The 19,859-nt window shown below is 35.3% G+C and carries 19 protein-coding genes; 8 read left to right on the forward strand and 11 right to left on the reverse strand.

The features are described 5' to 3' along the window. Positions 1 to 9: 9 nt before the first annotated feature. The 6 genes from LG276_RS12815 to LG276_RS12840 form a co-directional block, all read right to left on the reverse strand. A complete protein-coding gene (locus LG276_RS12815; protein ID WP_224936613.1) occupies positions 10 to 198 on the reverse strand; it encodes a hypothetical protein in 189 nt (62 codons plus the stop codon). Positions 199 to 270: 72 nt separating this feature from the next. Next, on the reverse strand, positions 271 to 1,140 hold the full coding sequence (locus LG276_RS12820) for a gamma-glutamylcyclotransferase (protein WP_251161693.1): 870 nt from the start codon (positions 1,138 to 1,140) through the stop codon (positions 271 to 273). Between the two features lie 241 nt (positions 1,141 to 1,381). Beyond that, entirely contained in the window at positions 1,382 to 3,025 is a 1,644-nt protein-coding gene (locus LG276_RS12825) for an AMP-binding protein (protein ID WP_251161694.1), read from the reverse strand. A gap of 243 nt (positions 3,026 to 3,268) precedes the next feature. Next, positions 3,269 to 3,739: a GNAT family N-acetyltransferase gene (locus LG276_RS12830; protein ID WP_251161695.1), complete on the reverse strand. Its 471-nt coding sequence runs from the start codon at positions 3,737 to 3,739 to the stop codon at positions 3,269 to 3,271. 25 nt (positions 3,740 to 3,764) lie between these two features. Next, positions 3,765 to 4,268, reverse strand: coding sequence for a GNAT family N-acetyltransferase (locus tag LG276_RS12835; protein ID WP_251161696.1), 504 nt, complete (start codon positions 4,266 to 4,268; stop codon positions 3,765 to 3,767). A gap of 15 nt (positions 4,269 to 4,283) precedes the next feature. Further along, positions 4,284 to 5,027, reverse strand: coding sequence for a VOC family protein (locus tag LG276_RS12840; RefSeq protein ID WP_251161697.1), 744 nt, complete (start codon positions 5,025 to 5,027; stop codon positions 4,284 to 4,286). Positions 5,028 to 5,284: 257 nt separating this feature from the next. Here LG276_RS12840 and sda point away from each other — a divergent pair, with 257 nt between their 5' ends. Further along, on the forward strand, positions 5,285 to 5,416 hold the full coding sequence (gene sda / locus LG276_RS12845) for a sporulation histidine kinase inhibitor Sda (RefSeq protein WP_095373130.1): 132 nt from the start codon (positions 5,285 to 5,287) through the stop codon (positions 5,414 to 5,416). A gap of 79 nt (positions 5,417 to 5,495) precedes the next feature. Here the strand turns inward: sda and LG276_RS12850 are convergent, their stop codons facing one another. The 3 genes from LG276_RS12850 to LG276_RS12860 form a co-directional block, all read right to left on the reverse strand. Then, positions 5,496 to 5,630 (reverse strand): hypothetical protein, encoded by a 135-nt coding sequence (locus tag LG276_RS12850; RefSeq protein ID WP_263624168.1) that lies wholly within the window; start codon positions 5,628 to 5,630, stop codon positions 5,496 to 5,498. 618 nt (positions 5,631 to 6,248) lie between these two features. Continuing rightward, on the reverse strand, positions 6,249 to 7,496 hold the full coding sequence (odhB, locus tag LG276_RS12855; RefSeq protein WP_095373129.1) for a 2-oxoglutarate dehydrogenase complex dihydrolipoyllysine-residue succinyltransferase: 1,248 nt from the start codon (positions 7,494 to 7,496) through the stop codon (positions 6,249 to 6,251). A gap of 16 nt (positions 7,497 to 7,512) precedes the next feature. Further along, a complete protein-coding gene (locus LG276_RS12860; protein ID WP_251161698.1) occupies positions 7,513 to 10,347 on the reverse strand; it encodes a 2-oxoglutarate dehydrogenase E1 component in 2,835 nt (944 codons plus the stop codon). Between the two features lie 436 nt (positions 10,348 to 10,783). Here LG276_RS12860 and LG276_RS12865 point away from each other — a divergent pair, with 436 nt between their 5' ends. Further along, positions 10,784 to 10,975, forward strand: a complete 192-nt coding sequence (locus LG276_RS12865) for a small, acid-soluble spore protein, H family (protein ID WP_251161699.1) — start codon at positions 10,784 to 10,786, stop codon at positions 10,973 to 10,975. Here the strand turns inward: LG276_RS12865 and LG276_RS12870 are convergent. Then, complete coding sequence (locus LG276_RS12870; RefSeq protein ID WP_251161700.1) at positions 10,972 to 11,301, reverse strand: DUF3889 domain-containing protein; 330 nt, start codon at positions 11,299 to 11,301, stop codon at positions 10,972 to 10,974. The two genes, LG276_RS12865 and LG276_RS12870, sit on opposite strands and share 4 nt — an antisense overlap. A gap of 870 nt (positions 11,302 to 12,171) precedes the next feature. Between LG276_RS12870 and qoxA the strand changes: the two genes are divergently transcribed. Genes qoxA through qoxD form a run of 4 tightly spaced genes read left to right on the forward strand, consistent with a single transcriptional unit; the run spans position 12,172 to position 15,966 of the window. Next, on the forward strand, positions 12,172 to 13,086 hold the full coding sequence (gene qoxA / locus LG276_RS12875) for a cytochrome aa3 quinol oxidase subunit II (protein ID WP_224936623.1): 915 nt from the start codon (positions 12,172 to 12,174) through the stop codon (positions 13,084 to 13,086). 44 nt (positions 13,087 to 13,130) lie between these two features. Continuing rightward, positions 13,131 to 15,077 carry a cytochrome aa3 quinol oxidase subunit I gene (gene qoxB / locus LG276_RS12880; protein ID WP_251161702.1) on the forward strand — a complete coding sequence of 649 codons (1,947 nt, stop codon included), beginning with the start codon at positions 13,131 to 13,133 and terminating at the stop codon, positions 15,075 to 15,077. Next, positions 15,077 to 15,673, forward strand: coding sequence for a cytochrome aa3 quinol oxidase subunit III (gene qoxC, locus LG276_RS12885; RefSeq protein ID WP_095373124.1), 597 nt, complete (start codon positions 15,077 to 15,079; stop codon positions 15,671 to 15,673). The genes qoxB and qoxC overlap by 1 nt, the downstream gene beginning before the upstream one ends. A gap of 2 nt (positions 15,674 to 15,675) precedes the next feature. After that, on the forward strand, positions 15,676 to 15,966 hold the full coding sequence (gene qoxD, locus LG276_RS12890) for a cytochrome aa3 quinol oxidase subunit IV (protein ID WP_095373680.1): 291 nt from the start codon (positions 15,676 to 15,678) through the stop codon (positions 15,964 to 15,966). Between the two features lie 31 nt (positions 15,967 to 15,997). Here qoxD and LG276_RS12895 read toward each other — a convergent pair whose 3' ends face one another. Next, complete coding sequence (locus LG276_RS12895; protein ID WP_224936625.1) at positions 15,998 to 16,270, reverse strand: hypothetical protein; 273 nt, start codon at positions 16,268 to 16,270, stop codon at positions 15,998 to 16,000. Positions 16,271 to 16,658: 388 nt separating this feature from the next. Between LG276_RS12895 and LG276_RS12900 the strand changes: the two genes are divergently transcribed. Both LG276_RS12900 and LG276_RS12905 read left to right on the forward strand, forming a co-directional pair. Beyond that, positions 16,659 to 18,305, forward strand: coding sequence for an AAA family ATPase (locus tag LG276_RS12900; RefSeq protein WP_251162014.1), 1,647 nt, complete (start codon positions 16,659 to 16,661; stop codon positions 18,303 to 18,305). Between the two features lie 559 nt (positions 18,306 to 18,864). Beyond that, positions 18,865 to 19,722 (forward strand): ATP-binding protein, encoded by an 858-nt coding sequence (locus LG276_RS12905; protein WP_224936626.1) that lies wholly within the window; start codon positions 18,865 to 18,867, stop codon positions 19,720 to 19,722. Positions 19,723 to 19,859: the final 137 nt, after the last annotated feature.

Here is a 19,859-nt window from a genome sequence, read left to right on the forward strand (position 1 = left end):
AATGTGTTTTTATAGAAATACTTTTTGTAAAAAAGAAATTTTTTCTTTTTCAAAAGTATACATTTCACTTGTGAAAAAATCTTTAAATGTTATATATAGTATATCACAAATATAATCGATTCTAATCATTTCCAAGTATTGATAATGTTGCTTATCATAAACAATCTCAAAGAAGCATGTTTTCGTCAATTGTTTCATTTAGACGACCTTCTTTCATCTTTGGTGACATTGTTATATACCACCAAAGTAGCTTATAGTAAACTTCTTTGTTTAATTCACGACTCCAAGCTTATTTATCTCTTCTTTTAAATGCTGAACATATTGATAACTGAGTCTCCCTTCAGCTGCACGCAAAATCTCCCTCGCATAAAAGGATGGTGGAGAAGACTGGGGATTTTTATCATAAACATGGAAGGTTAACACATCTTTATATATTGCCCCTTCAATTGTCAGATTAACAAAAGTCGGTCGATAGTGACCAACAGTGACTCCTTCTCTTTTGAATAAATAATCTATTGCTTCTATCGGTAATTGATAAACAATACCTTCTGTTTCACCAGAACCTTCAATGATGTCCGCTCGATTCCCATCTGGTGCATAGAAATAATAGCCCATTTGATAGCCTTTTAACACACCTATACCAACGACATTTTTAAATAAGTGGTCAACTCCAGCTTTCATAAATCTTTCTGTATCCATACAAGACCCATAAGCAAAATAGTAAAAAGTCTTTGGGGAATTCTTTTGCAGGTTGTATACCTTCCAGTCTGAAACTTTAATTGCTTCTTGCTGTAGAACTTCAGCGGGGGAAACATAAATAAAACCTTGTCGCACTCCTAAATCCGTATGTACGTGTACTTTTTTTCTTACAGATAATGAATGCTTATCACCTTTTACATACCCTTCTAAAACATCAATTGCCTCTAAATGTTCGGCACTTAAAACGTATAATTCTCCATATACTTTTTCAGCTAGTTTATCTGACAATTCGACTCTCGGATAACCATCACCCGTATCAAACATGACTCCATTTACCCAAGCTTGTTCGGCCATTAAACGAGCTTCAGTTAAATAATCATGATGGATCTCATTTTTTCGTAATGTACCATACACAAAGAGGTGAATCGTTGCCATACCCATAAATGCGCTCCTTTATTGTCACTATAGTAATATACTTATTCTTCCTCCTCCTACAATATTCAACAATTTGAAAGTGATTCCCTCTTTATTAACAATTTTTTACCATATTTTTACCTTAACTAAATATCACCAATATCGAATAGAGCTAGAAATATGGGTGAATAAGAGACAAGGCAAATGATTGCCTTGTCTCTTGCTCTTTACTCTCCACTTTTTATATTTGATCTCCTCTTTTCACTCATCATTTCTGGGCACTAATGGATTGAATCGCTTGTTCCTTTAATTTGAATTTTTGTATTTTACCAGAAGCAGTCATTGGATATTCTTTCGTAAAAGTAATATGTTTAGGTATTTTATGCTTAGATATTTTGTCTTTACAATATTCTTTAATTTCTTCAGCCGTAATGTTGGCATGATCTCTTAAAATAATCCATGCCATTACCTCTTCACCGTATATCTCATCAGGAACACCTACAACTTGAACATCTAAAATATCTGGATGACTATAGAGAAATTCTTCAATTTCTCTAGGGTATACGTTTTCTCCACCTCTTATAATCATATCTTTTAGACGACCTGTTATTTTACAATAACCATTTTCATCCATAATAGCTAAATCACCAGTGTGCAACCATCCCTCTTTGTCGATAGCTTGTTCTGTCGCTTCGGGATTGTTATAATAACCTTTCATAACATGATATCCTTTTGTGCAGAGTTCCCCTTGAGTACCAATTGGCACTTCATTTGCTGTCCCAGGTTCAACAATTTTCACTTCAACTTCTGGCAATGCTCGGCCAACTGATTCTACGCGTAAATTAATAGGATCATCAGTGCGTGTTTGTGTAATAACTGGTGAAGATTCCGTTTGACCATAACAAATTGTAATCTCTTCAATACCCATTTTTTCAATCACAGCCTTCATTACTTCAATCGGACAATTGGATCCAGCCATCACACCTGTTCGCAATGATTGTAAATTATATTTTGTGAAATTTTTGCTATTGATTTCAGCTATAAACATTGTTGGCACTCCATGAAGGGCCGTACATTTTTCTTGTTCAACCGTTTGTAAAACGGTATCAGGATGAAATTCCTGTACAGGTACCATCGTTGCCCCAACTGACACACAAGCCAAGGTGCCAATGACACAACCAAAGCAATGGAAGAATGGTACAGGAATACATAGTCGATCATCTTTTGTGAGCTTCATACAAGCGGCAATATTTAATGCGTTATTCACGACATTACTATGTGTGAGCATAACGCCTTTCGGAAATCCAGTTGTGCCTGAGGTATACTGCATGTTAATAACATCATCCGGCTGAAGTGAAAGCAAACGCTCATTTAAAGCCTCGTCACTACATCCTTCACCAAGAGCTACAACATCTTCCCAACTGTAGGTGCCAGCAAAGCGCTTCTCTCCTAACACGATGACGTTTTTAAGAAAGGGAAGCTTGCTACATCTTAACTGGCCAGGCTGCGATGTTTTTAGTTCTGGTGCGATTTTATAGAGAATATCAATATATGATTGGTCGCGGTATTTTTCCATTAAAATAATAGTGGTGGCATCAGATTGTTGTAATAAATATTCAAGTTCAGCAGCTTGATAATTCGTATTGACAGTTACTAACACAGATCCGGTTTTACCTGTTGCAAACTGAGCACTTACCCATTCAGGGGTATTAGAAGCCCAAATCGCTACATGTTCTCCTTTTTCTAAGCCGAGTTTCATGAAACCTTTAGCAACTGTACGACAATACTCATTAAAGCTATGATATGTGTACCTCAAACCTCTATCTGCATAGACTAATGCTTCATGATTAGGATTTTCTTTTGCTCTTTTTTCTAATAAATCGCCAATCGTTATATTTAATAATTCAGACAATTCTTCTCCTCCTCAGAAAATTATGATTGAAACGCTTTCATTTATTCTTATGTAAAATTCGAATGTATCATTTTAGTACTTATCATATTAAAGTACAGTACAAAATGAACCAAACCAGATTTGTAAATTCATATTCCGATGGTGCTTTATGTCCAACAGTTAAAAACAAATGTAGATTTCTATTCTAATAAAAATAAAAAAGCTCGAATATTTATATATTCGAACCTCCTCGTATTATTTCCTTTATTTTTTTCTTACCATTATATAAAAGTTTGTACTTTTTCTTTGAAAATGGTGTTGAATAATAAAACCGAGTTTTTCATAAAGATGGATGGCTCGTTGATTAAATGAAGCCACTGTTAACCTTATTGGGGTGTTTGGAAAAAGCCTTTCTATTTCCATAAGAATCTTGGTTAAAAAACTGCTTCCCAATCCCTTTCCTGTTAAATCCGGTCTCATCCCTATGCCAATATCAATGCAATCATCTATATATAGATGACTGCTTATCACCGGTACTCTTGCTGATTCACCGTAACAAAAGAAACCAATCATTTCTTCCTGTTTATATATACAAAAGTAGTTTCCCGTTAGCCATTCTTGTTTACTGTCTTCTGTTTGAGCGTGATTATAAAAATCGTAAGGAGATGGATATGTCCATGAACTGAGGATGACTGCCTCGTATTCTTTTACTTTATTAAACGTGGTAGTTTCCATATCATTTTCCTCCAGTTTATCGTTATTAAAATAATCTCAACTCATATACAAGTTCTTCTTGGCGAGTGTCTTCAAACCACTCTTTTCCTAATAACGTAAACCCTAATTTTTCCACGATTCTTATGGATGCTTCGTTTTTTGGGTCACATGAGGCTTGAATATATTTTACTTTTTTATGTCTTTTAGCTAATTTGATACAACCTGTAATAGCTTCTGTCGCATAGCCTTTATGCCAATACGATTTTCTGAAATGGGCAATTAATTCAATTCGTTTCACTGATGCATCAATATTAAATCCAGCCGCTCCAATAACTTCATTGCTTTTCTTATCTTTTAAACTATATACCGATAGGCCGTATTCTTTATGACAGTCTTCATACCATTTGACGATTTTAGGAATCTTGACGGAAGCAACTGCTCCTCCACTTCTGGCCATTACTTCCTGATTGCCCCAAATTTCATTCATTTGCTTAATATACTCTTTTTTAAATACAAAGAATGACATTCGTTTCGTTTCATATATGTGCATGTGACACCCCTCTTTCTATAACGAATGATAAGAAGAGCCAAAGAGTTGTATTGTTTCCTCGTTCTTCAAAAAAGGTTGTAATGTGATATGAACGGGACGGTTCTTATTCGCGTATTTTTTGTTATATGCTGCAAACTCAAAGGCTACGTTTGCAATCATAACGTTTGTACCGTGTTGTTTTCCTTGAAACAACTCACGCCATTCTGCAGCTGTTTCTTCAGGTGAGTCTACAATATACTTAATGTCCTTTATTTTTGTATGGATAAGTTGTTGATCTATCATACCTAATGATTTGAATTCTTCATATCTCGTATGGTCATCTTGTTCCCATTGAATAAAAAAAGGAAAAGGCACTTCTCGTTTTGCTTGCAAAAATAGCATCTTCCATTTAATCATTTGCCCATCTGCCCTCATCCGTTCACCAGGAAAGATCGGATAGGTTTTATATCCCTTTTCATTTAATTCTTGCTTTAACACCTCAATATTTTCTGTGCGAAAACATACTTGACCTAACCCCTCAAAAGTAGCTAAATCCTGTACAGCTTGTTGTACTAAAGGGTTATCTGATTGCATAGCAGTTGCTTTATTTTCTATTGCTAAAAATTCTATATAAGATGAGTTTAAGTACAATAAACTATTATATGTTCCCCATTTTTCATGCCTACCACCCTGGACCGCTTTTATATTCATAACAGATAAGTAATCGATAATCTCTTGCGGATTTCGTTTAATAAAATGAACGATATGATCAAGTTGCATTGAAGGATACCCCTTTCATCAAAAGAAAATTCATCCAACTTTACCTTAGCTAAGATTAGTTTACCATAACTTTTCTACTTATCTATGAATGTTTTTCACTCAACTTTTACTTCTTAAATGAATTGTGTGTCCTTTATAAACATTTTACATTTCCTTAACAATTAAAATTTTTATACATTTCTCCTTTTCAAAACAGGGGATAACGTTTACAATAAATAAAAGAATATTCAATCCTTTACCTAGGAGGTATGTATCAAATGAAGATAATGAGTAATGAACAGTTGGTCGTCTCGTATCGTGATGCATTAAAGTCAGGTTCTGAAAAGGAATGGATTCGGATACTTAAAGATGAAATTCAAAAACGGGGATTAAAACCATTTAAAGAGTAAAGCATAAGGCGAGCAAATATTTGCTCGCCTTTTTATTTTAATCCTTTCGGTAACGCGGAAGATATCCATCACATTTTAATTATCGTTGCTTTATTTCCTTTGTTGTTTGAATCTCATTATTTTGTAGTATCTGTTTATAGTCCATATCAGAAATAACACCTAGCTTTTTGAACAGTACGGAATATTTCAATATCCTATTTTTCCTTCCTCTCATGGTAATCACTCCTGCTTTTCTATCATAATATGCATTTTATCAATAAAGTTTCCTCCATGCAACATTTTTATATTTCTAAAAATCTTTTTATCAAGTGCATATCCCTTACTATTTCCTAAAGTGCTTGAAATGATGATTAATAGTGAGGAATACATGATCTTTTTTTAATGCAACAATAAATGGGATGAGTAGCATGTAGATGAATGATATAGGAAAATGTGAATATTATTTGTTACCACTCGTACTTTTTCTGAACCTGTTCATGTTTGATGAAACTCACTCGTTTTCTCCTCAGACCTAGCGTAGTTCATGTGTAAAAAAAGTTAGTAATTTGCTTTATTTTTGACTTCTTTCCTAAAAGACATGTTCATGAGTGATGATCTTATGCTCGTTGACACCATATTTGTTTTACTGCTAAAGGGCTATGGCTCTTCCTTTTGTGACAGGTTCAAGCTTTGATTTCTTCTCTTTTAGAGGAATATGCCCCTTTTACAATACTCTCGGGTTCAAATGAAGGGTTCAATCATGAGGGTGACTGATAACAAAAAGCGAGGAAGTGAACAATAAATCGCTTCACTTCCTCGCTTTAAACCCTTTTGAGTATTAGTTTATTTTAAATTAAGCTTCAAATAATAAAGACTCAGGGTCTTCAATTAATTCTTTCACACGTTTAAGGAATGTTACTGCTTCTTTACCATCAACAATACGGTGGTCATAAGAGAGAGCAACATACATCATTGGGCGGTTTTCCATTCTTTCAGCATCAATGGCTACTGGACGAGTTTGGATAGAATGCATCCCTAGGATACCTACTTGTGGTCCATTAAGGATTGGTGTTGATAATAATGAACCAAACACACCACCATTAGTAATGGTGAATGTTCCACCTTGTAAGTCAGAAATAGCTAATTTATTATCTCTTGCTTTTTTACCAAGGCCCATAATATCCTTTTCAATTTCTGCAAAGTTTTTACGGTCAGCATCTCTAACAACTGGAACTACTAAACCTTCATCTGTTGAAACAGCGATACCGATGTCATAGAATTTTTTAAGAACTAGTTGGTCGCCGTCAATTTCAGCGTTTAATAACGGGCTACGTTTAAGTGCTGCGACAACCGCTTTTGTGAAGAAAGACATAAATCCAAGTTTTACATCATTTTCTTCTTGGAATTTATCTTTACGTTTTTTACGTAAGTTCATAACATTTGTCATATCAATTTCATTGAATGTTGTTAACATAGCAGATGTTTGTTGAACTTCTACAAGTCTTTTCGCAATTGTTTGACGACGACGGCTCATACGGATGCGTTCTACTGGTTTTTCACTATTTGCATCAGTTGCGGCTGGCTTAGGAGCTGGTTTAGATGCAGCTTGTGGCTGCGCTGCTTGAGTCGCTTGATTTGGATCGTAGTTCGCAACATCTTGTGAACGTACTCTTCCCATAGGATCTGTAGTTGGAACTTCACTTAAATCGATTCCTTTTTCACGCGCCATTTTTCTAGCTGCCGGTGAAGCAATTGTGCGTTGTTTATTATCTTCCGCTGGTTTGGAATCAGCTGGTTTCGCTTCTTCTTTAACCTCTTGAGGTGCTTCCTCTTTCTTCTCTTCTGCTTTAGGAGCAGGAGCTTCTCCACCTTCACTTACAACTGCGATGGTATCCCCTACATTCACAGTGTCGCCTTCTTCTGCTTTTAATTCTGCAAGTACACCACTATATTCAGAAATGATTTCTACATTTACTTTGTCTGTTTCAAGCTCAACAACATAATCACCTTTATTGACTGTATCACCAGGTTGTTTTAGCCACTGAGCGACCGTACCTTCTGTAATTGATTCTGCTAATTCAGGAACTTTAATATCTGCCACAATAATTTCCTCCTTATTACTTACGTGTTAAAGATTCTTCAATAATTCTCTGCTGCTCTTTTTTATGCACGACTGGATCGCCTTCTGCTGTGCTTGAGCGGCGGCGTCTACCGATATAATTTACCTCTACTCCGTCAGGGGCAATATGTTTTAACCTTGGTTCAACAAAATTCCATGCGCCCATATTCTTCGGTTCCTCTTGCACCCAGATCATTTCTTCAAGATTTGGATAACGTTTTACTACTTCCGTAATGTCAGCAAATGGGAACGGATAAATCTCTTCTACACGTACAATATGGAACCACTCTTTATCTTCAATATCTTTTAATTTATCTTCTAAATCAATAGCCATTTTTCCTGATGTGAAAACAATTCTCTTCACTTGATCTTTTTTCTCACCAAGGTCAGATTGCTCAAGAATCGAGTTAAACTGTCCTTCTGATAAATCTTTAGCAGTTGCAGCAACTGTAGGATTTCGTAAAAGACTCTTAGGTGACATTATGACCAATGGTCTTACTTCTTCCTGATTCAAAATCGCTGCTTGTCTTCTTAAAATATGGAAGTACTGTGCTGCTGAAGAAAGGTTAGCTACTGTCCAGTTATTTTCAGCTGCCAGCTGCAGGAATCTTTCTAATCTTGCACTTGAATGTTCTGGACCTTGTCCTTCATATCCATGTGGAAGAAGCATTACTAGACCAGATTTTTGCCCCCATTTTGCGCGACCAGCAGAAATGAATTGATCAAACATAACTTGTGCAGAGTTCGCAAAGTCACCAAACTGTGCTTCCCAAAGAACTAAAGTTTCTGGAGCTGACACATTATAACCATATTCAAAACCTAGAACAGCCATTTCTGACAACGGGCTATTATGAACAGCAAATGAAGCTTTAGCAGTTGAGATTTGATGTAAAGGTGAGAACGATTTACCTGTCACTTCATCATGTAACATGATATTTCTATGGGCAAATGTTCCACGCTCTGAATCTTGACCTGTAAGTCTTACAGGCGTACCATCTGAAATAATTGAAGCGAATGCTAATGTTTCAGCGTGACCCCAATCAATTTTCCCAACCTCTTCTAGTCCATTTTTACGACGTTGTAATATTTTACTTAGCTTTCTAAAGACTTTATATTCTTCCGGCCAATTTAGAAGCTCTTCATTCAATTGCTGTAAAGACTCTAATGGCACAGCAGTTTGAATGCTTGGTATACCATTTTCCACTGTCTCAGGTGGATTTAATTCAGTTGCATCTTCTTGTTTATCTGGCACTTTATCGTAAGCTTGCTGAAGTTTTTCTGCTACTTCTGAATGAATAGCAGTAACCTCTTCTTCTGTTAAGAACTGATCTTTTTTTAATTTCTCGCCGTAAAGCTCTTTAATCGTTGGTCTTTTATGGATAATATTATACATCGCTGGGTTTGTGGTCATCGGCTCGTCCATTTCATTGTGACCAAAGCGGCGATACCCAATTAAGTCAATTAAGAAATCTTTATGGAATTTATCTCTATATTCAATAGCTAATTTAGCGGCATTGATGACTGCTTCGGGATCATCTGCATTTACATGCACGATTGGAACCTCATAGCCTTTGGCTAAATCACTTGCATATCTAGTCGATCTAGAATCATAAGATTCTGTTGTAAAGCCAATCGTGTTATTAGCAATAATATGGATAGAACCACCAGTATTATAGCCATTTAATTGACCTAGATTTAATGTTTCAGCGACAACACCTTGCCCTGGAAAAGCAGCGTCTCCGTGAATGATGATGGAAAGTGCTTCGTCGTAATTAACTTCTGGGAAACCACCAGAAGTACGTTTATCTTGAGCCGCTCTTGTATATCCTTCAACAACAGGACCAACGAACTCTAAATGGCTTGGGTTGTTCGCAAGTGTTAAGTTTGCAACTGTTGTATTTTCAGCCTTAATTTGTTTGTCTAATCCAAGATGGTATTTTACATCGCCTGTCCATCCATAGCTGATGCCAATAGAGCCTTCAGATGGGACAAGATCTTTGTTTGGCGCATGCTGAAACTCCGCGAATATCATCTCATAAGGCTTACCAAGTACATGAGCAAGCACATTTAAACGTCCGCGGTGTGCCATTCCAATATTTATTGTTTTTGTGCCATTCGCCACTGAACCTGATACAATTTCATCTAACATTGGTACCATCGTATCTAAACCTTCAATAGAGAAGCGTTTTTGACCGACGAAAGTACGGTGTAAGAATTTCTCAAACTCTTCTACTTCCGTTAATCTTTTGTACACTTTCGCCTTTTCAGGTTTTTGCAAGTTAAGTTTAAGGCTATTTGTTTCTACCTTGCGACGAAGCCAATCCTTTTCTTCTAAATTGTCAACATGAGTGAACTCAAATGCTAACGTATCCATATAAGCATTTTTTAAGTATTCAAATGCTTCTAATCCATCTCTTAACGGAATATTCGCATCTGTACATATAAGATGAGCTGGTATTGCACGTAAATCTGCTTCTGTTAATCCATAATTACATAAATCAAAAATAGCAACATTCTTTTCTTCCCTATTAACTAGGGGATAAATATCAGCAGCTTTATGTCCGTTTGAACGAATAAAATCGGCAAGACGAATAGCTGATAAAGTTTTTTCAATTTGTTCTGGACTTACGCCAGTGCTTTCTGCTCCTATACTTACAGGAGCTACCCCTGTTTGTTGCAATGGTGAACCATTAACCTCAAAATACTCTCTCATTTCTTGGTCGACTGCTTCTGGATTTTCTAAATACATCTCATAAAGCTCGATTACATAGCCAAGGTTAGGACCGTAAAAACTTTGTTCTAAAGGTCCGCTACCCTCTGAAGGCTTCTTCATGGAAAATTACCTCCACAACTCTTTTTTAAATATATTTGGATAATTTATTTCCGCCCCATATCCATTCTAGGATAGTAACAATATTATTTCGTATATAAAAATTCCGAATAATGTTAATTTCCAGAGGACGAAATGTTTCCTAAGCCATTTTACCACGTTAAAGGCGCATATACAAAGGGAAAAAAGAGAAAATCACGAAAATACAGCTAATATTTTTAGAAAAAATACTTATATTAAAAAAGTGAATTAATTTAATTCCTATATCACGCCTATTAGTGTAATAAATTGGAAAGATGAACTAACGTCTACAAGTTGAAAATCATTCAACTTCTAAACCGTTTGCCTATTTAAGTATATATCAAAAGCCTTATTATTGGTAGAATTGTGCACTAAATATTCAAACTGAATAAAATACTACGAGAGAGGATGTGAACTTATGGATTTATCTAGAGCGAGGGAACTACTAAAAAGTCAAATCGAATATGAAGTAACTTTCGATGGCGTAAAAATCGTGATTGTCGATCTCTATGAACTAACTAAAATGGCGAGGGTGTGCGAAAGAAACAACGTAGATAAGAATCAAGTTGTTCCACTCGCACAATTAATAGAAGAAAATACAATTCGTTAACGGTCAGTTTTTTTCGTTATAATATGGACGATTTTCTCCGAATCTTTATCATATTCAATAAACACATAGAGCCCATATTCTATCTCCTGTTGACGCATCCAAAGTTTAAACTTTTCTATTTCTGTCTTTTCCTTTACTTCTTTTCCAAGATGCTGATAATCAACAATATCTGCTGATGGATATTTTTCCTTTGCAATCATCATCGCTTCTTTACCCCATTTTGCATAAGAAGGAGCATCATAAACGGCATAGTTTGTTTGAGGGCTTGAAATTAATATATAGCTAAACAACACTATGACAATCGAGAGAAACACTCTTTTCTCCATTTTCTCCTCACCTCTTCACTTTCATTTTTTGATGGAAATATTTATAGTTTTACTATCTTTTAAATGTTTATTCTTTATGAAAGTTTTTTTGGGTAATGGGTTATATAATGAAAGAAAAAATTCAAGGCAAAACTTGCTTGTGCAAAAGTAAATATCAATGGACAAAGAAAAGCGAGCAAGTTAATGGTTAAAACTTGCCCGCTTTTCTTTATCTATTGTTCCATTAACCCTTATACCATAAATATCAACATAGCCTTTAAAAAAATATAAGAATATGTCCTTTACTAGTTCATTTGATTAGTTTTAGTTATGATTTTAAAAAAAAGTAATCGTACAACATCTAAAACAAAAAGTGGAAGACATAAAGGGCTATTTTGTTCTCTCAAGTAAATCATCTATTTCAATTATGTCTATTAAATGATGAATATCATCAGTCGGGTTATATACACCGTCTAAAAATTGATCAATATCAAATTTCTTTAACAAGATAACCCCCCTCTTTTCTCCATCCGTTTCAAAACCATTCGAAGACTTCACACTTTTTCTGAGGGTACTGTCAATCAAATACGCAACATCATTTATATTAATATAATAAATACAGAAGCAACCTTTAATATTTATTGAATGATACAATATTAATTTTTCAGTTTTTTCTTAAAATATAGTATTTAAATAATATTATTTTTTCTTTTTACTTTCAGTTTCATGAACATTTTGTGACCAAATTCATCATTTGTTCATGAACATTTTGTGACACCTATCACATTCAATTGTTTTTAACCATTTATGATACTAACATAGGGTTACAGGCGTGATATTCACGTTCAAATAAAACAATAGATTTTTAGAAAGATAGAAAGGGGTACATCAATGAAATTGAAAAGGGCTCTTTTATTGGCTATAGTTGCCATTGCCGCTGTACTTGCTGGGTGTGAACCACTTACTGTTCTAAATCCTAAAGGTCCACAGGCCGAAGTCCAGGCTAACGATATTATGATGTCCATATGGTTAATGTCTGGCATTGTTATTGTAGTTTTTGCAATGCTTGCATATATGCTCATTAAATTTCGTTCATCTAAACAAGGAAAAGATTATGAACCACCTCACATCGAGGGAAATAAATGGGTGGAGGCAGTTTGTGTCGGAATACCTGTACTAATTGTTGCTTATCTATCATTTGTTTCTGTCCAAAGTAACTATAAAGTTGAAGCAACACCGCCAGGGTATGAGGATAAGGAGCCATTAGTTGTATATGCATCATCATCTAACTGGAAATGGCACTTCAGCTATCCTGAAGAAGATATTGAAACAGTAAATTACTTATATATACCTACTGATCGGGCACTTGAATTTAAACTTTACTCATTCGGTCCAATTACTAGCTTCTGGATTCCACAACTTGGCGGACAGAAATATGCAATGGCCGATATGGTAACAACATTACATTTAGCTGCTGATCATCCTGGTGAATTCATGGGTAGAAATGCGAACTTCAGCGGAAAAGGTTTTGCTGAAAATACATTTGATGTAACAGCAATGTCTCCAGTTGAATTTGAGGAATGGGTAGATGAAGTTCATCAAACAGCTGATCCAATTACTGAAGATAAATTTGAAGAGTTACTAGAGCCAGGTCACTTAGGTAAGATGACTTTTACTGGCACTCATTTAGACTTTAGCCCAGCACCTGAAGGGCATGAACATCATCAATCAAATGATGAAGATTCAGAAGAAAATCATGAAAATCATGATGAGCACGAAGGTCACTCTGACCACAGTAGCCATTAATTAGATGAAGTGTCTATTGACATCTTCTGAAAGGAGTATACAGGATGGAGTTCTTTGAACGTTTTGCCATACCACATCCAAGTCCAGCTATTTATGCTTCAATGGTAGCAATTGCAATTGTTTCTATTGCCATTGTAGTTGGGATAACATATTTTAAAAAATGGGGTTATTTATGGCGTGAATGGTTAACAACTGTTGACCATAAACGATTAGGTATTATGTATATTATTGCAGCGATCCTCATGCTATTCCGTGGAGGCGCTGACGCAATTATGATGCGTGCGCAATTATCAGCACCTGAGAACAAATTGCTTGATGCACAGCATTATAACGAGATATTCACTACACATGGTGTTGTTATGATTCTCTTCATGGCTATGCCATTTATTATCGGTTTTATGAACTTTGTTGTTCCACTGCAAATTGGGGCTCGCGATGTTGCGTTCCCACGTCTTAATGCACTTAGCTTCTGGTTATTCTTTGCCGGTGCGATGTTATTCAATATCTCATTCGTTATCGGAGGTTCACCAGATGCGGGTTGGACATCTTATTTCCCGTTAGCAGATAATGAATTTAGTACCTCTGTCGGTACGAACTATTATATGATTGCTATACAGATTGCCGGTCTTGGTACATTAGCAACAGGTATCAACTTTATGACGACAATCTTGAAAATGCGTGCTCCAGGCATGACATTAATGAAAATGCCAATGTTTACTTGGTCAGCATTAATTACGAACGTTATTATCGTATTTGCTTTCCCTGTATTAACAGTTGCGCTTGCAATGGGTACATTAGATCGTTTATTCGGTACACATTTCTTCGCATCAACAAATGGCGGTATGGATATGTTATGGGCCAACCTTTTCTGGGTTTGGGGACACCCTGAAGTATATATCTTGATCTTGCCTGCATTCGGTATTTACAGTGAAGTAATCTCTACTTTCGCTAGACGTAACCTATATGGTTATAAATCAATGGTTGCTTCAATGGTAATTATTTCACTATTATCATTCGTTGTATGGGTTCACCACTTCTTTACAATGGGTCAAGGCGCTTTCGTTAACAGTATTTTCTCTATTACAACGATGGCAATAGCAGTACCTACCGGTGTAAAAATATTCAACTGGTTGTTAACACTGTATAAAGGTAAAATCACTATGACAACGCCAATGCTTTACTCAATGTTGTTTATCCCACTTTTCACACTTGGTGGTGTAACAGGGGTTATGCTAGGTATGTCAGCAGCTGACTATCAATACCATAATACAATGTTCTTAGTTGCTCACTTCCATATGGTAATCATTCCTGGGGTTGTGTTCGCAATGCTAGCTGCCCTTTACTACTACTGGCCAAAAATGTTCGGCTTCATGTTAAATGATCGTCTTGGTAAAATCGGCGCTTGGATTATTGCTATTGGTACATTAGTTGCCTTTATGCCAATGTTCATCTCTGGTTTAGATGGTCAAGCAAGACGTATGTACACTTATTCTGAAGCAAGTGGATTTGGTATTTGGAATATGATTTCTATGGTTGGCGCCCTTATGTTAGCAGCAGGATTTGCGTTAATTGTTTATAACATTTACTATAGTTTCCGTTATGCATCACGAGACATTGGATCAGATCCTTGGGATGCACGTACACTTGAGTGGGCTACACATACACCAGTTCCTGAGTATAATTTTGCAACTATGCCTAAGATCGATTCCTATGAAACATTCTGGGATTCAAAGAAAAAAGGCACACCGTTATTCCCAGATAAAATTGAAAAGATTCACATGCCGAACAACAGTGGTATTCCATTCATTATGGGAATTATCTTCTTCATGTGGGGATTCTCGTTCGTCTTTGCAATGTGGATTCCGTTAATTATTTGTACACTAGGTATTTTCGCTTGTATGGCTTATCAATCATTTGAAAATGATCATGGAAGATATATTTCTATTGAAGAAATAGAAGAAACAGAAAAAGAATTGGGAGGTAAAAGATAATGAAGATTGATCACTCTCTCCCTCTTGAGTACAGTACTGATGAAAATCGCTTAAAGATTCTTGGCTTCTGGATTTTCCTCGGTGCGGAAGTTATGTTATTTGCTACATTATTTGCATCTTACTTTATTTTGTCAGGTGGTACAGGTGATGGCCCATCGGGTGCTGAAATTTTTGAAATCACACCTGTATTAATTGAAACGCTCGTTCTACTAACAAGTAGTTTTACAATTGGCCTCATGGTTCACGCGATGAGACTTGGCCGCCAAAAAGCAATGATGGGATTCTTTATTGCAACAATCGTACTTGGGGCTATCTTCCTCGGTGTTGAGATTTATGAATTCGTTCATTATGTTCATGTTGGCGCAGGACTACAAACAAGTGCATTTAGTGCAATCCTATTAACAACTTTAGGAACACACGGCGCGCACGTAACTTTCGGGTTATTCTGGGGAACATGTATCCTAATTCAAGTAAAGAAATATGGCTTAACACCAAGAACAACGAATAAGTCATTTATCTTCTCTCTTTACTGGCACTTCCTAGACGTTGTTTGGATCTTCATCTTCAGCTTCGTCTATCTGAAAGGAATGATGTAATGATGAAAGAATTATTCCCGATGAAACAAGTGATGGGATTTATCTTTTCACTCGTGCTGACAGCTGTTGCCCTAATGGTTTACTTCTTTGATATGTCATTTGCAGTTGGAATGACAATCTTACTTGTAACTGCTTTTATTCAAGCAGGGCTACAATTAGTACTATTCATGCATGCTGGTGAATCAGAAGATAAAAACGCCATCTATATTACAATTTACTATGGTGTATTAATTGCAATCTTCACCATTCTTGGTTCCCTACTAACAATGGTTTGGACTTACCAAATTCAATAAATAAAAAAGGAGCGTCCTCTTTCGGGCGCTCCTACTTTGTTTTAATAGATGTTGCTGTTACTTTTGCTAATGTATCTAGTTTAGATTTTCTTCTACCTGTCTTTTCTAATACTTCCTCTGTAGCTACAAAAAAGACGCCCATTAAAAAGACAAAAATGGCTCCCATTACCGTACCAATACCAATACCAGTTAACGTACTGGAAACGTTTCCAAAGAATCCGATCGAAAAGATGATGATTCCGGCAATCAATAATGTACCTCCATAATACTTAACTGCATTTAACATAGCTTTTGATGTATTCATTTCCATCATCCTCCTTTTCATCCATTATCCACCCTGTTCACATTTATGTCAATATTTTTTCGCAAATTTGACAAAAATATCTCTGTTTTTGGGTTGACTTTTCGATTAATTAGTTATTTTTTATTATATTATGCAAATAATTATAGTTTGATTTTACTTTTAGCCTTATTTTTGACAAAAATAACGGTTTTACTACTTATTTTCTTCACAAATTATGCATTATATTCCTATGTTAACAACGTTTTATACTAAAAATAGCTTTTCTCTCCCTTTATAATGGACATATATTTACATTACCAAAACATGTTTGATATTAATTTTTTTGGGGGTTATAAATTTGTCACATAAAATAAAACGTGCAACTCTCATTCTTATATCACTGTTATGTATGTTAGCTATTTTTATCACCTATTATTTGATGAATAAACCAACCACTCATACAATCCCCTTCTCTCAATTAGAAGCCAATATACAAAATTATTCCCAAGCTGACATTGAAATGAAGGAATATAAAAACGGAAAAATAGAAGTGGTAATAGACGAGAAAAAATTTATTTCTCATATCACACCTAATAGTGATAAAGTTGAAAACCTTGTCGCTACTTATCCAATAGAATATAAATATTCTGCGACTAACTCATATAGTATATGGATTATTATTGCTTTCTTATCATTATTCATTGCAACAGTTATTTATTTGTTTAAATCAGGAAAAATGGGTGCAACCAATCAATTAAAACAATCTGTATCTAAAGCGAAACCGCTCCCCTCGACAACATTAAATGATGTTGGAGGCTTGCAACCCGAAATGAAGGATGAATTATTACAAACCATATCATCCTTGAAGTCGCCAGCTAAAGCAGTAGAATTAGGGATTAAACCTCCTAAAGGGATTCTTCTTTATGGCCCTCCTGGGACTGGTAAAACATTGCTTGCACAAGCAATAGCTAAGGAATTAAATGCGCAATTTTACTCTTCAAGTGGTTCTGCCTTTAATGAAATGTTTGTTGGTATTGGTGCTGCAAGAGTGCGTTCACTCTTTCAAAATGCCCGCAAGAATCAACCTGCTGTTATTTTTATAGACGAGGTAGATGCTTTAGCAGGCAAAAGAAAGCCTCATGGCGGGGAAGAAAGTGAAAAAACATTAACGGAATTACTCGTTCAATTAGATGGCGGGCTATCCAATGATGGTATTTTATTTATTGCAGCAACGAACAGAAAAGATATGCTAGATGATGCATTTCTTCGACCAGGCAGAATTGACTTCAGCTTTCATATTCAGTTACCTGATTTGAAAGGAAGAAAAGAAATCATTGATATTCATGCAAAAAATCGACAACTTGCCAGTGATGTCTCAGCTTCACTTACAGTTTTAGCTGAATCAACATCCGGTTTTTCTGGAGCTGATCTCCATTCTCTGTTTGAAACAGCAAGTAGAAAAGCAATACTCAATAATCATAAAGAAATAACAAAAGATGATCTCAATTTTGCATTGGACCGAACCATACTAGGAAATAGCAGCCTACCTTTACAAGATGCAAATATTAAGCGAAGAGTAGCCATCCATGAAGCGGGCCATGCTCTTATTGCAGCTGTGACAAAACCGGGTTCAGTTAGAAAAGCGACCATTATTCCTCGTGGCCAAGCATTGGGTTATGTTGCACCTATTCAAAAAGAACTCCATTTATCTACTTTTAGCGAATTGCTTGATCAAGTGGCAATGATTTTAGGTGGAGGAGTAGCAGAAAGACAACTATTAGGTGAGCATAGTATCGGTGTAAGCGGAGATGTCCAACAAGCAAAGCAATTATTAGAACAGATGGTTGAAAACGGTCTCTTAGAAGATGGATTCACCCTTTCTTTTGAATCAAAGCGTAAAGACGAATTATTACAATCACTTTATTTTCAAGCATTAAAACGAGCAGAGTCCTTACTACTCGAACATAGTAAGGCGCATGCAAACATTGTTCACGCCCTCATGTCTTATGAAACATTAGATGGAGATGAAATTGAACAATTAGTACGAAACAAATGAAAATGCCAACACATATAAATGAACACTTTCAACCGCCTGTTGAAAGTGTTCATTTTTCACCTCTTCCCTCTCCTATACGATTCTATTATTCGACAAAATGAAGCAGGAATCTCCAACTAAATGTATAATGTATATATATGAATATATAACCATGTTAGGAATGATGCTTTTGTATGAATTCATCACAAATATTATACTGCATTTTTTGATTTTAATGATTATACCAATGACAAAAATAATTGTCCCTTCTAAATATCATCATAAAAAGAAAGTTGGCATTTTTTTTGTTGCTATTTTACTTTCATTAATCTTAACTATTCTTTTTCCAGTGCATCTTTCTAACCATACTGTTTTTGATTTAATGTACATACCCATATTTATTTGTTTTTTCTATGTTCATAAATATACCGGATTATGCTTATTATTTTTCGCTCTTATTTACCGTTTGTTTGAAAGCGATACTAGCGATGTATTTCTCATAGTCAATTATCTCGTCCTCGCTTTCATATTTCATTTACTAACAAAATTTTACCAAAAAAGTTCTTTAAGAAAGAAAATATTGATAGGATTATTATTTTATATTCCTATCGCCAGTACTAGAATGATTATATTTTTTAAGAATCAGGAAACACAATTTTTTATTCAAGCATTATTTCTTGTCTTCGTTTACGCTTTAACATTAATATTGATCATTTATATGATTGAAATGCACCAATCTCATTTATTAATGAGAGAGACGATTCAAGCGGCAGATAAACTCAATGCGATTAGTCAATTAGCTGCATCCATCGCTCATGAAATAAGAAACCCAATGACCACTGTAAAAGGATTTATGCAATTAATGCACGCTGAGCAAAATCTTACTAAGACACAAATACAGTACATCGAAGTCTCTTTAAAAGAACTAGAACGAACCAATCAAATGATTAATGATTTTCTCACTTTATCAAAACCTGCTAATAACACCGTCATAACATTTGACCTTATTCCGATCATTCAAGAAGTAACTGAATTTATGAAATCATATGCCCATCTGTCGAATATTCAATTGCAGTGTAAAATAACCCACTACCCCATTTATATAGATGGAAATGCTAATGAGTTAAAACAACTGCTAATTAATTTTATTAAAAATGCTATTGAAGCCATTAATGAAAATGGCACGGTAGAGATTGAGGTTTTTTCCTTAAAAAACAAAGTAAAAATTACGGTTCGAGATAATGGGAAAGGAATGTCAAAAGACGAGTTATCACGAATCGGACAACCGTATTTTTCAACAAAAACGAGAGGAACTGGCCTTGGTTTAATGATTGCCTTTGATATTATAAAAAAAATGAATGGGAAATATGAAATAGAAAGTAATGAGGACGAAGGAACAGCCATTCATTTGTATTTTTCTACATCAGATTCTGTCTAACGATGTCGCATTTCCCTCAATGAAGAAGGAATATGTCACTTCTTGCGCTTGCCTAGGAAATAACAAGAGAATAAAGTCCTTATTTCCTTATATATTAGAAGTGATAATTTAAGATGAAGCCATTATCACTTCTAATA

Origin of the sequence: Cytobacillus kochii, from assembly GCF_044790165.1 — a bacterium.
Classification (GTDB): Bacteria; Bacillota; Bacilli; order Bacillales; family Cytobacillaceae; genus Cytobacillus; species Cytobacillus kochii.